Source organism: Rhodococcus sp. 06-470-2, assembly GCF_002258235.1.
In the GTDB taxonomy this organism is placed as follows: Bacteria; Actinomycetota; Actinomycetes; order Mycobacteriales; family Mycobacteriaceae; genus Rhodococcoides.
Genome location: NZ_NOYB01000010.1, coordinates 684436 through 697037, shown reverse-complemented (window position 1 = coordinate 697037; position 12602 = coordinate 684436). Strand labels below are relative to the sequence as shown.

General features: G+C 65.6%; 11 protein-coding genes. 5 read left to right on the top strand and 6 right to left on the bottom strand.

What is annotated here, in order from left to right; genetic code table 11:
* Nucleotides 1-3486, bottom strand: a complete 3486-nt coding sequence (locus CH276_RS06685) for a non-ribosomal peptide synthetase (RefSeq protein ID WP_094630431.1) — start codon at nt 3484-3486, stop codon at nt 1-3.
* A 198-nt stretch (nt 3487-3684) separates the two neighbouring features.
* On the opposite strand from CH276_RS06685, the gene CH276_RS06680 reads away from it, so the two are divergent.
* Nucleotides 3685-4806 (top strand): ABC transporter substrate-binding protein, encoded by a 1122-nt coding sequence (locus CH276_RS06680; RefSeq protein WP_094630430.1) that lies wholly within the window; start codon nt 3685-3687, stop codon nt 4804-4806.
* Here the strand turns inward: CH276_RS06680 and CH276_RS06675 are convergent.
* Entirely contained in the window at nt 4793-5218 is a 426-nt protein-coding gene (locus CH276_RS06675) for an HIT family protein (protein ID WP_045196704.1), read from the bottom strand. The two genes, CH276_RS06680 and CH276_RS06675, sit on opposite strands and share 14 nt — an antisense overlap.
* An 11-nt stretch (nt 5219-5229) precedes the next feature.
* The gene (locus CH276_RS06670) at nt 5230-6276 is read right to left on the bottom strand and encodes a hypothetical protein (RefSeq protein ID WP_094630429.1); all 1047 of its coding nucleotides are present in this window, start codon (nt 6274-6276) and stop codon (nt 5230-5232) included.
* A gap of 96 nt (nt 6277-6372) precedes the next feature.
* Between CH276_RS06670 and CH276_RS06665 the strand changes: the two genes are divergently transcribed.
* Nucleotides 6373-7164, top strand: a complete 792-nt coding sequence (locus CH276_RS06665) for an HAD-IIA family hydrolase (protein ID WP_032395946.1) — start codon at nt 6373-6375, stop codon at nt 7162-7164.
* Here CH276_RS06665 and purB read toward each other — a convergent pair whose 3' ends face one another.
* The gene (gene purB / locus CH276_RS06660; protein ID WP_045200318.1) at nt 7165-8583 is read right to left on the bottom strand and encodes an adenylosuccinate lyase; all 1419 of its coding nucleotides are present in this window, start codon (nt 8581-8583) and stop codon (nt 7165-7167) included.
* Between the two features lie 158 nt (nt 8584-8741).
* Here purB and CH276_RS06655 point away from each other — a divergent pair, with 158 nt between their 5' ends.
* Both CH276_RS06655 and CH276_RS28405 read left to right on the top strand, forming a co-directional pair.
* On the top strand, nt 8742-9392 hold the full coding sequence (locus CH276_RS06655; protein WP_094630428.1) for a DsbA family oxidoreductase: 651 nt from the start codon (nt 8742-8744) through the stop codon (nt 9390-9392).
* Nucleotides 9389-9526, top strand: coding sequence for a hypothetical protein (locus CH276_RS28405; protein ID WP_176459131.1), 138 nt, complete (start codon nt 9389-9391; stop codon nt 9524-9526). Before CH276_RS06655 ends, CH276_RS28405 begins: the two co-directional genes overlap by 4 nt.
* Before the next feature lie 3 nt (nt 9527-9529).
* Here the strand turns inward: CH276_RS28405 and CH276_RS06650 are convergent, their stop codons facing one another.
* Nucleotides 9530-10168 carry a TetR/AcrR family transcriptional regulator gene (locus tag CH276_RS06650; RefSeq protein ID WP_045196709.1) on the bottom strand — a complete coding sequence of 213 codons (639 nt, stop codon included), beginning with the start codon at nt 10166-10168 and terminating at the stop codon, nt 9530-9532.
* 67 nt (nt 10169-10235) lie between these two features.
* Between CH276_RS06650 and CH276_RS06645 the strand changes: the two genes are divergently transcribed.
* Complete coding sequence (locus CH276_RS06645) at nt 10236-11249, top strand: GntG family PLP-dependent aldolase (RefSeq protein WP_254924182.1); 1014 nt, start codon at nt 10236-10238, stop codon at nt 11247-11249.
* Between the two features lie 65 nt (nt 11250-11314).
* On the opposite strand, the gene CH276_RS06640 is transcribed toward CH276_RS06645, so the two are convergent.
* Nucleotides 11315-12463, bottom strand: coding sequence for a pyridoxal phosphate-dependent aminotransferase (locus CH276_RS06640; protein ID WP_094630426.1), 1149 nt, complete (start codon nt 12461-12463; stop codon nt 11315-11317).
* Nucleotides 12464-12602: the final 139 nt, after the last annotated feature.

The window sequence follows — 12602 nt, the reverse complement described above, 5'->3', positions numbered from 1 at the left end:
TCAGGGGGTGTGCTGGTGGTCGAGTGCGGCCAGCAGTTGGTCCTCCGTCATGGATTCGATCGATACGTAGATCTCTGCGGTCGCCTCCAGCAGTTCGGCGTCACCTTCGGCTGCGATCATCGACTCCGCCAGACCCGACACGGTCGGCGCGGAGAACAGCATCCTCACCGTGACGGAGGTGATGTCGAAAGCCGCGCGGATTCGAGCGACGATGGTGGTCGCGAGCACGGAGTCGCCGCCCAGCGCGAACAGGGTGTCGGTGACTCCCACCTCCTCGGCACCGAGCACGCTCTGCCAGATCAGGGCGAGTGCACCCTCGAGTCGAGTTCGAGGCGCGACACGAGCCCTGACCCGCTCGGTATCACCTGCCGCCCGGCACAGTCGGACGATTTCCGCCGAATCGATCTTCCCGTTGACGGTCAGCGGCAGGGCCCGCAGTGCCACCATCCGGTCCGGCACCATGTGGGCAGGCAAACGGTCGGCAACCCTGGCGGTGATGCCCGCGACGGTCTCGTCGGAATCCGCGTCGGAATCGCCGAGCACCACCGCTGCCATCACCACCGCAGCGCCCGAGCGATCGACAACTGCCGCGGCGGCGGCTACGTCGGGATCGCCGACCAGGACCGACTCGATCTCTCCCAGCTCGATGCGAAACCCGTTGATCTTGATCTGATTGTCGACGCGGCCGATGAATTCCACCATCGAGTCCGTGCCGTAGCGAACCAGATCGCCGGTGCGGTACCAGCGATATCCCTCGACCTCGACGAAGCGTTCGCTCGTGCGCTCGGGGTCGTCCAGGTAACCGTCGGCCAATCCTGTTCCTGCCACCCACAGCTCGCCGGGCACCCAGTCCGGCACCGGATACCCGCGCGCATCGACGACCCGCAACGCCATCGAACGCAGCGGCAGTCCGAACGGCACCGTACGCCAGTGCGGATCGACCTCGACGACCTCGCAGATGCTGTTGTGGATGGCCGTTTCGGTTGCGCCGCCGAGTCCGGCGAATCGGCATTCCGGAACGGCTGCCCTCAGTCGGCGGTAGAGATCGACACCGACCTTGTCGCCGCCGAGCATGACGACCTGCAGCGAGTCACCCAGATCCTCACCGGCGGAGAGGATCATGTCCAGCAGCGGCGGTACGCAGCTGATCACCGTGACTCGATGCGCACGAATCAGAGCGGCCCACCGCTGCGGATCCTTGCGCTCGTGCTCCTGGACGAGCACGGCGCTGCCGCCGGCGGCGAACACCGAGAACAGGTCGAACGTGCAGAGGTCGAAATCCAACTCGGACAGGCACAACGGGCGGTAGCGCTCGTCCAGCGCGAATCGGTCGACCAGGTCGCCGATCGTGTTCATCGCCGCACGATGCGACACGACCACACCCTTGGGCTCCCCCGTCGAACCGGAGGTGAAGATCATGTACGCGGGAGCGGTGTCGGGTCCGAGATGTGGGGCGGGCAGAGCGTCACCGAGGACCGCGTCGGACACCGCGAGGCCGTCGCCACCCGATCCTCCGATCGTCACCGCGAACCCTGCTTTTCGCGCGATCAGTGCAGCGCGACTCGCCGGTTGGTCGACGCCGATCGGGACGTACACCCCGCCCGCGGCGAGCACACCGAGAACGGCGACCACTTGATCGGGCCCCTTCGGCAGCGTCACCCCTACGGTGTCGCCCACTGCCACATCTCGATCCTTCAGTGTCGCAGCCACTCTCAGCGCTCGGTCACACAGATCGCCGTACGTCATCGACTCGTTCTCGCCCCACTCGAGCGCCACCGCATCGGGATTCTGCGACGCGCGATCGAAGAAGGCGCGGTGCAGGGACTCGTTCCCGACTGCCTGCGACGCGTCCGTTCGGGGTACATCGGCCGACGGAGTTCGTGAGACCAGCTGACGCGGCGGAACCAGCCGACCCACCGGTTCCGCCCACACGGTGTCACCGTCGACGACGAGTCCGCGAACCAGCGCCTCGAAAGCGTCGAACATCGCCTCGGAAACCCCTGGTAGGAACTCGTTCTCGCGAATGTCCCAGTTGACCAGCACGCCGCCGTCGAGCTCGGTGATCTGGGCGTCCAGTACGACCTGCGGTCCCTGCGACATGATCCACACCGGGTCCCCGAAAATCTCCCGCGCGCGGGCGTCGAACAACTCGCCCAACCCGAGCGCACTGGTGAAGACCACGGGCGCGAGTACCGGTTCTCCCCGACGACGGCCGAGGTCACGGAGAACCTCGACTCCGGAGTAGTCGACGTGCGAGGCATCCTCGTGCAGTCGAGCCCTCAGTTGCCGGGACCGCTCGGCGAACGACAGGTTCTCGCTCAGATCGACGTCCAGCATGACCGAGGACGAGAAGTCGCCGACGAGATCACCGACAGCGGGGTGCGTCGGGGCGCGGTCGAACATCGGAACGTTGAGCAGAAATCGCTGCTCACGTGACCAGGCCCCGACCACCTCGGCGAACGCCGCTGCCACCGCTACCGCCGGGGTGACGCCATGTGCGCGAGCCCGCGACTGCAAGAGCGAATAGTTCTGCGAATCGAGGTGAAACGACCGCCTGGTCGCCGACGGAGATCCCGAATGATGTTCCAGCAGAGGAAGAGTGGGCGCACCGGGCAGAGCGTCGAGTCGATCGGTCCAGTATCGCTGTGCCTGCGCTCGCGCCTCGCGGCGATCCTGCGGGCGGTCGGCGAGGTAGCGCGCATAGCTGTAATCGACGGTGGGAAGCACCTGTCCGTCGTATGCCTTGGCCAGATCTGCGACCAGGATTCTGAAGCTGACGGCGTCGCCCGCAATCATGTCCATGTCGAGATGCAGTCGCGTTCGACCGTGCGGGAGCAACGACAGATCGGCCGAGAACACCTCTCCGGCTTCGATGTCGAGCATCTGGTGCGTCAGGCGTTGACGAGTTCGTTCCAGCTCGTCCGTTGCGTCGTCCTCGCTCCGCAGATCGTGCACCGTCAACCCGCGCCACCCTGGCGTGGACTCGATCACCTGCTGCCCGTTGTCGGTGATCCGAGCCCGCAGCATGTCGTGCCTGCGGGCCACGGCTTCGAGTGCTACACGGAGTCGATCGGGATCGACTGCGCTGCCGTCGAACTCGGTGTAGAGGTGCGGCGAGACGCCACCGAACCGCTCCTCAGCGCTGCGGCCGATCCAGTAGGCATGCTGCAGCACAGCGAGATCGAAGCTGTCCGTGTCGAGCGTGCGCGCGGCCGTTACCGCCTCGGGGGAGGGAGCCCGGGGTGCCGGTTCGTCTGCGGCACCGACCAATTCGCACCACGCCGATATCGTCTGCTGCGCCGCGAGATCGGCGAACGTCACCGCACTGCCCTGTTTGCGAAACCTACCGACCAACCGCATCAGCACGATCGATTCCAGCCCCAACTCGAACAGGTTCGCATCGACCGGCACAGCGTCGGGCTCGGAGCCGATCAGCTCTGCGACCGACGTTCGCAGTTCGTCGAGCCCTGTTCCCTGCTGATCCATTCGGTGCGTCCCCTTCGATCGGCTGCTGTGCGTCGTACCGGTCGCGGCCAGGAGGTTTGCCACCCCAAAGGCATAAGGAAAGGCTACCCTCGCTTAGTCGACCCTCAGCAGGCTAACATCTGTCCGCCCGGAGGAGTGGTCGGACCTGCATCACCCGCCCAGGACTTCGGACCGGCAGACCCACAACGGAAGTGACTCATGATTTCCCACCACAACCACAGGACGGGCCACTTCGGATCCCGACAGCACGCACTCGTCGGAGGCGTCGCGGTCCTGGTTCTTCTTGCTGCATCGGCGTGCAGCAGAAACGACACGGACCTGGAAGACCACCGCACCCAGGTCGTCGACCTGAACGCCAACCCGGCCGCGTGCAGCGAGAACGACCGCGTCGACACAGTCGATCGAGAAGAAGGACCGTTCACCTACACCGACGGCCGCGGTCGGACCATCTCGCTCGAGTCGCAACCGACCAGAATCATCGCCGACGAGGAATCCGCCGCAGCGCTGATGTCGTACGGAATCAAACCCGTCGCCATCTGGTCGACGACGCCGATGAGCACCAGCCCCATTCTGAGCTGCTCCGACCTGTCCGGCATCGAATCGGTCGGCGAGAGCTGGGGGACATTCGATTTCGAGAAGGCTGCGAGCCTCGACCCGGATCTGGTCGTCGGTGAGTTCAACCCTCGATTCGGGCAATTCGGCAAGCTGACCACCACGGCGGATTCGTCCGAGGCCGACACCATCGATCAGCTCGCTCCCACCCTGGGAGTCACCTTGGACACGACCTCGACGGCAAAGACCATCGAGAACTACGCGGGGCTCGCGTCCTCACTCGGAGTCGACCTCGACACCCCACAACTGGCAGACATCAAGGCCGAATACGACGCTGCCGTCGCGAATTTCGAGAAGGTTACTTCCGAACGCCAGGACCTCACCGGCGTCGGAGTCTGGCCACTCGACGTCGCGTACGTACTCGATCCGTCTGCGGACCCCGACTTCGGCGACTACCAACGCTGGGGACTGGAGATGTACACCCCCGACGGTACCGACGACGGGTACTGGAAGAAGGTGTCGTGGGAGAACGTGTCGACCGTCGACGCCGACGTGGCGTTCGTCTACCACGACGTCGCCAACGCTGCCGACGTGAAGCTTGCGGACATTCCCGGCCGCTACCCCGGCTTCGACGCCATCTCGGCCGTCGACAACCAGCAGATGGTGCTGTGGGACTACGGCGCCAACAAGAGCTACAGCCGGTACACCAAGACCATCGACATCTACGCCGACGCACTGTCCAAGGCGAAGAAGGTCACGGCCGAGTGAGAGCCGCGGCGATCTCGGCGGCCTGCCTGTCCAGTTCGGATCGCTGCGGCGACGACGGCCGAGCCCGCAGCCCGAAGCCGTCGCCGATCATCCGGGGGATGACGTGCAGGTGCACGTGGAAGATTTCCTGACCGGCCACCGTGCCGTCGGCGAGAAAGAAGTTGACGCCGGCGACACGCGGGTTGCTCGCTCGCACAGCGGCGGCCACCTTCTGCCCCACCACGAACAGGTGCGCCCCGATCTCGGGTGGCAACTCCGCCAATGTCCGGAACTGCTGCCGGGGCACCACCAACACATGTCCGCTGGTGAGCGGGCGAATGTCCATGAACGCAACCGCTGTCTCGTCCTCGTGGACGCGCGACGCCTCGGCCGTCCCGGCAATGATCTCGGCGAAAATCGTGTAGGGGTTCACAGTCACCGACTCTAGGGCTTTCGCTCCCTCTCGATTTCTTCCATCGGGAAAGGCGTTTCCTTGCTGTCGCTGACGAGGCGTCGGTGGAAGGCATTCAGCAGGGCTGTCGGACGAACGTGGCGATCGATCAGTGCGGCGAGGTCCGACGTGACGCCATCGGGGCGTGCACGTCCGATCCAAGTGTCCGGAAATTCGGCGCGTTCGGTCTCGGTGAACTTTTCGGCGATCACGCACCGAAGCAAATGCCCGGCGCAGTAGACACTGTCGTACAACAGGTGGCGGGCGAGAAACGTGGACTCGCGCATCGACAAGTCGAAGCTCGAGCTCAGGGCGAGTCCGAAATCGGCGAAGTAGAGCTGCTGCCCGTCGGTCAGAATGTTGGCGAAGTGAGCATCGAAGTGGACGAGACCATGCGCACTCATGAAAGCAGTTCCGCGAGCGAGTGCGTCCTCCATCCAGAAATACATCGAATCGTCGTCGGTGTCGGAATTGTTGTGTTGCAGGGCAATCCATTCGGCGAGGGTGTGTGGCACATACTCCAGGAACAGCACCACACTGTGCGTGCACTCGCCGATCGCCTTCAAACGACTCCGCACTGCAGGCGACCGCTCCCAGTAGGTCACCGCGCGTTCCACGCCTCCGAATTCGTCGACGAATCCTTCGGGTATCGAGTCCGGGAGAATCCGCCAGTGATGCATCAACGGAAATCCTGAAAAGGTCCCGCCGAGGACCCACTCGGTCGTCATGGTGTGAGCGGCGAGTTCTCGCCACGCACCGAAACCGGACGACCCCAACCCGTACTGATAGAACGTCGGGAGTCCGAAAACGTTCGCGGTCGAGAACATGTTCTGCGGCAGCATCTCGATGTCGGTCAGGGGGATTCGTTTGACGAAGACCCGGTCACCATCGAGGTCCATCGCCATCGAGCGACCGCCGATTCCTGCACCGAGCGGAGCGGCCGTTGCTACTGCCCGCGCGAGTTCTCGGTCGCTCATCGATGACAGAAGTGCACTCGCAGCCATGTGGCGGGCGCAGCGCGCGACATGGTGTGCATCCATCGCGGGCTCCTCACTGCCTACATCGGGCGCTGTCGACCCTACGTGGACGAGATGGCTGAGGCTGCAGGCGTTCGGTAACCCGACTACTGTTTGCCGATGAGCATCGGCGGGGTTCTCTTCGACATCGACGGCGTCCTGGTCACGTCGTGGCAGGCGGTGCCAGGGGCAGCGGACACTCTGAAGTACCTGGACAGCAAGGACATTGCGCGCGCGTTTCTGACCAATACGACGTCGAAGACGCGTGAGCAGATCGCTACGGCACTGCGCGAGGTGGGGCTGGACGTGCACTCGGACGAAATCGTCACGGCCGCGTCACTCACTGCGGACCATCTCCGGGAGAACTATCCCGACGCGCGGGTGGTGCTGATCAACAACGGCGAGATCGCAGGCGACATGCCGGGAATCGAGTTCGTCGACGAGACGTCCGATGATCCCGATGTCGTGGTCGTCGGCGGCGCAGGCCCGGAGTTCACGCACGAGCGGCTCAGCCGCGTCTACGACTGGCTGTGCCGAGGCATACCCGTCGTTGCGATGCATCGATCGCTGATGTGGAGCACCGGTGCCGGGCTGCGCATCGACACCGGCATGTACCTCGGCGGTATGGAGCAGGCGTCGGGGCACACCGCGAAGGCCATCGGTAAACCTGCACCACTGGGATTCCGGACGGCGTCCGAGCGAATGGGCGTCGACCCGGACGACGTCGTCATGGTCGGGGACGATCTCGACAACGACGTACTCGCCGCCCAGGTCGTCGGGATGACGGGAGTGCTCGTGCGCACCGGAAAGTTCCGTCAGGACATGCTCGATCGACGCATCACGGACGAGTTCGCGATGGAACCCGACCACGTGATCGACTCGGTCGCCGACCTGCCCGACGTCCTCTCCTGACTACAGAATCGGCGACGGCGTGTACGACGCCCCGGCCGGGAATTTCGCGATCAGCCGCTCCACTGCCGAGACGACGGCAGCGACCTGGGCGTCGGCCGCCCCGATGAAGGCCGTCTTGTCGGCCAGCGCCGCATCGAGGGCAGCGCGATCGAGGGGCAGGCGATCGTCGGCGGCCAGACGGTCGAGCAGGTCCGGTTCCAGTCCCTGCTCACGCATGGCCAGCGCCACCGCGACGGCGTGTTCTTTGATCGCCTCGTGTGCGGTTTCGCGTCCGACGCCCGCGCGCACGGCAGCCATCAGCACCTTGGTCGTCGCGAGGAACGGCAGGTAGCGGTCGAGTTCCTTGGCGATGACGGCCGGGTACGCGCCGAATTCGTCGAGCACCGTCAGGAATGTCTCGATGAGTCCGTCGATGGCGAAGAAGGCGTCGGGCAGCGCCACGCGGCGCACGACGGAACAGAAGACGTCGCCCTCGTTCCACTGCGCTCCGGCGAGCTCGGCGGCCATCGAGCCGTAGCCGCGCAGCACCACCTGCAGGCCGTTGACGCGTTCGCACGAGCGAGTGTTCATCTTGTGCGGCATCGCCGACGAGCCGACCTGTCCCGCCTGGAAGCCCTCGGTGACGAGTTCGTGGCCCGCCATCAGGCGAACGGTGTGGGCGAACGAGGACGGTCCGGCACCGATCTGGACCAGCGCGGAGACGACCTCGTGGTCGAGCGAACGGGGGTAGACCTGGCCGACACTGGTGAGCGTGTGCCGGAAACCGAGGTGGTCGGCGACGATGCGTTCGAGCGCAACGAGCTTGGCGGAGTCGCCGCCGAAGAGATCGAGCATGTCCTGCGAGGTGCCCATCGGCCCCTTGATTCCGCGGAGCGGATAACGAGCGATCAGCTCCTGCACCCGGGCCAGAGCCAGCAGCAGCTCGTCCGCCGCGGACGCGAAACGCTTGCCCAGCGTCGTGGCCTGAGCTGCGACGTTGTGGCTGCGGCCGGCCATCACCAGGGAGGAGTATTCGGCAGCGCGCTCGGCCAACCGTTTCGCGACGGCGACACCGTGCGCGTGCACGTGTTCGAGTGAACGCAGAATCTGCAGTTGCTCGACGTTCTCGGTGAGGTCGCGGCTGGTGAGCCCCTTGTGGATGTGCTCGTGGCCGGCGAGGGCGTTGAACTCCTCGATGCGTGCCTTCACGTCGTGCCGGGTGACGCGCTCACGCTCGGCGATGGACGCGAGATCGACCTGGTCCACGACGGCTTCGTAGTCGGCAATCGCAGCGTTGGGTACGTCGACTCCCAGGGAAGACTGCGCGCGCAGCACAGCGATCCACAGTTGGCGTTCCAGGGCGATCTTGTGCTCCGGAGACCACAGCTCCACCAGTTCGGGACTCGCGTAACGGGTGGCCAGGACATTCGGGATGCTCACGAGCACCCAGCTTACGTGGCGCAGTTGTCGGCCTCGGAAGACGACCGCACTCTTTCGTAGAGGACTGCACCACCGACCGCCCGCGTTCGTGCACGCGTCTCGTTCGCCAGTCGACGCCGCGTGGAATAACCGCAGCGCATTCCGCTGTTGGAGGCGTCGTGAGCCGAACAGTGAAGGTCGACATCTGGTCCGATATCGCATGCCCGTGGTGCTTCGTCGGTAAGCGCCGTTTCGAGGCAGGTGCCGCGGAATTCACCGCCGGGGGCGGGACGCTCGAGGTGGAGTTCCACTCGTTCGAGCTGGCACCCGACACACCGGTCGACTTCGACGGCAGCGAGGTCGATTTTCTCGTCTCCCACAAAGGCATGCCGGCCGCCCAGGTCACGCAGATGTTGGGGCAGATGACCGAGCTGGCCGCAGGCGAGGGGCTCGCGTACGACTTCGACGCCCTGCAGCACACCAATACAGTCAAGGCGCACGAGCTGCTGCATTTCGCCAAGTCGAAGGGCAAGCAGGTCGAGATGAAGGAGCGCCTGCTGGCGGCCTATTTCGAGGAGGGGCGCCATGTCGGCCGCACCGATGACCTCGCCGACCTGGCCACGGAGGTCGGCCTCGACCGTGACGAGGTGGTCGAGGCGCTGAAGTCCGAGGAATTCCTGCCGGCGGTGCGCGCGGACAAGGAGCAGGCCATCGCCTACGGAATCAGCGGTGTGCCGTTCTTCGTGATCGACGGACGGTTCGGTGTGTCCGGCGCGCAGGACCCGTCGGTGTTCGCCGACGTCCTGCAGAAAGCCGCTGCCGGCTCATGAGCGGTCCTCTGGAGATCGTCGGCGACGACCACGGCCTCGTCTGCACGGACGGCGTGTGCGAGGTGCCACCGATCGACGCAGACTCCGGCGAGACCGACCGGGCCGAGTCGGGGCCGAACATCTCGGCTCGGTAGCAGTCAGTCCGCCGGCACCTGTTCCGCCGGTGCGACGATGTCGATGACGGCCAGCAACATGCTTCGGGCCATGTGGCGGGGGTCGGGGTCCACTTCGCTGAGCGCGCCCACCACGGCTCCGTCCACCACCGCCACGAGTCGTCGAAGCTGCTCTTCCTGCACGGTTCGACCCGACCGGCGCAGGACGTCGGTGAGCAGGTCGTCGATCTGGGCGCGTAGGCGCAGCTGAACCTCTCGCAGCTCGGGATGGCGTGCCGAGGCGATGAAGCGTTCGTATCTCGCGATCAGCTGCTCGTGTCCGTCCTGGGGTCCGATCAGCAGGTCGACGATGAGGTCGACCGTCGACTCCATTTCGTTCGAGCACTTGCCCTCGTCCTCGATGCGGCCGCGCATCACATCGATCTCACGGGTGCCCACGACGTCGACCGCCGCGGCCACCAGGTCTCCGAGGGACTCGAAATAGTAGGTGGTCGACGCAAGAGGGAGCCCGGCTCGTGCGGCCACGGAACGGTGCCGCACCGCGTCGAATCCACCTTCGACGAGAAGGTCCGCAGCGGCCGACGCCAGTGCCTGCCGGCGGCGTACCCCCTTCGGAGTCGCACCCGACACCTTGTGCTGCGACTCGGTCGGACCTGCGGACATTCAAGTCATCGTGCCAGCTCGAGGCCGTTCGTCGGACTGCTTTCGCGCTATGGAATTGTCAGTATTCGTGGCACATCGAACGATCGACCTCCGCTCCGACACCATCACCCGACCCGATTCGGTCATGCGAAAAGCCATGGCCGACGCCGAAGTGGGCGACGACGTCCTCGATCACGATCCGACGATGGCGGCACTGGAAGAAGCCGTCGCAGGTCTGCTCGGATTCGAGGCGGCACTGTGGGTGCCGTCGGGGTCGATGGGCAACATCATCGCGCTGATGCTGCATCTGCAGCGCGGCGATCGATTCCTGGCACCCGAGCACGCCCATGTGCTGGGGTCCGAGCTCGGTACCGCCGCATGGTTGGCGGGCGGAATGCCCGACGCCCTCCCCCACGACGGTGGGCCCGGCCGTCCCCTCGCGTCGACGGTGCGCGCGAAAGCGGGCGGCGACGGACCGTACTTCGCGCTGCGGACCACGCTGCTGTCGCTCGAGAACACCCACAATTTCGCAGGCGGTACCGTGTTCGGACCGGACGAGTGGTCGGATCTCGTTGCCGCCGGACGTGATTGCGGGCTGAAGGTGCACCTCGACGGCGCGCGACTGTGGAATGCCGCGGTGGCTCTGGATGTTCCGATCGCCTCGCTCGCTGCCGGTGCGGACACGGTGCAGGTGTGCCTGAGCAAGGGCCTCGGCGCGCCGGTCGGTTCGATGTTGGTCTCGGATTCCGCGAGGATTCACGAGGCTCGGCGTGTACGAAAGATGTTGGGCGGCGGCGTCCGTCAGGGCGGCGTCCTGGCTGCGGCCGGGCTCGTGGCGTTGGATCGGATCGGTGATCTGGCCGTCGATCACGCCAACGCGTCGACCCTCGCGTCCGGTTTGCGCGAGCGTGGTTGGGAGGTGACCGAGCCGGAGACGAACATCGTGCTCGCAACGGTTCCCGACCCGGCATCGACGGTCACCGAGTTGGCCGAGTCGGGTATCGCCGCGGTGACCGTCGCGGGCAAGGTGCGTTTCGTGACCCACCGCGACGTCGATGCCGCCGATATCGCCGAGGCGCTGGAGCGGCTGCGCCGCATGTGAGCCCCGTGCCGTCCCGTCGTTCCGCAGGCTCCCCTCCTGCCTCGTAACCTGCTACGAGGAAACACTCACATGCGACGAAGGCGCTCCAACGCCTCCTCGACGTCGGCCGTGGTGCCTGCGAACGAGAATCGCACAGTGTGGTTCCCGCGTACGGTGTCGAAATCGATGCCCGGTGCCAAAGCGACCCCGGTCTCGGACAGCACTCGCGCACACCAACTTCGCGAATCGTCGGTCAGGTGCGCGATGTCGGCGTACACGTAGAAGGCACCATCGGCCGGTGCGAGGTCGGTGATCCCCATGGCCGGCAAACCGTCGAGCAGAATGCGGCGGTTGACGGCGTAGCGCTCGACATGTGAATCCAGCTCGATGCGGGACTCCTCGGTGAACGCCGCGATGGCGGCAACCTGGGAGATCGCCGGTGGGCAGACCGTCATGTTCGACGCCAATCGTTCGACGGCTCTGCGCAATCGCGTCGGCAGCAGCATCCAGCCCAGCCGCCACCCGGTCATCGAGAAGTACTTCGACACCGATCCGATGGCGACGGATTCCTTGGAGGTCTCCCAGGCGCTGGACGTCCGCGCGTCCCCGTAGGCGATGCCGTGGTAGATCTCGTCCGAGATCAACAGAGTTCCGTGCTCGTCGCACCAGCGCGCGATCGCGGCGAGCTCGTCGGGGTCGATGATCGTGCCGGTGGGGTTGGCCGGGCTCGCGATGATGAGCCCGGCGGGCGGCTCGGGCAGTTCCTCGAGCATGGCGACGGTCGGTTGGAACCGCGTCTCTTCGACGCAATCCAGTTCGACGACGCGACAGCCCAACGCCGCCAACGTGTTTCGGTACGCGGGATAACCCGGCCTGGCCATGACGACCGTGTCCCCCGCGTCGAACGCAGCGAGGAACAGCAACGTGAATGCGCCCGACGACCCGGTCGTGATCACCACGTCGTCGGCGTCGACGGAGATGCCGTACCGCGCGCTGTGGTACTCGGCAATCGCGCGACGCAGCGGCAGAATGCCCAGCGTCTCGGTGTATCCGAGCAGCTGCGCGTCCAGGGCCTCGCGGGTGGCGCGCAGTACCGGCTCGGGCGCTCGCGTCGAGGGCTGACCTGCAGCAAGCGAGAGAACGTCGCCGTGAGTGCGCGCCCGCTCGGCCGCCGCGGCGAACACATCCATCACGTGGAACGGCTCGACCATCGATCGCTGGGATTCACTGTGCATTGTTTCGACCCTACTGATCCCGGGACGCTCGGTACCTCACGCCTTCGCAAACGCGCGCGCATGTGCCATGTGCGCGCAAAATCGCGTCGTTTCGGAGGCGGTTTCGCTCGCATCCGACAAATGCGCGCGCGTTTGCCCC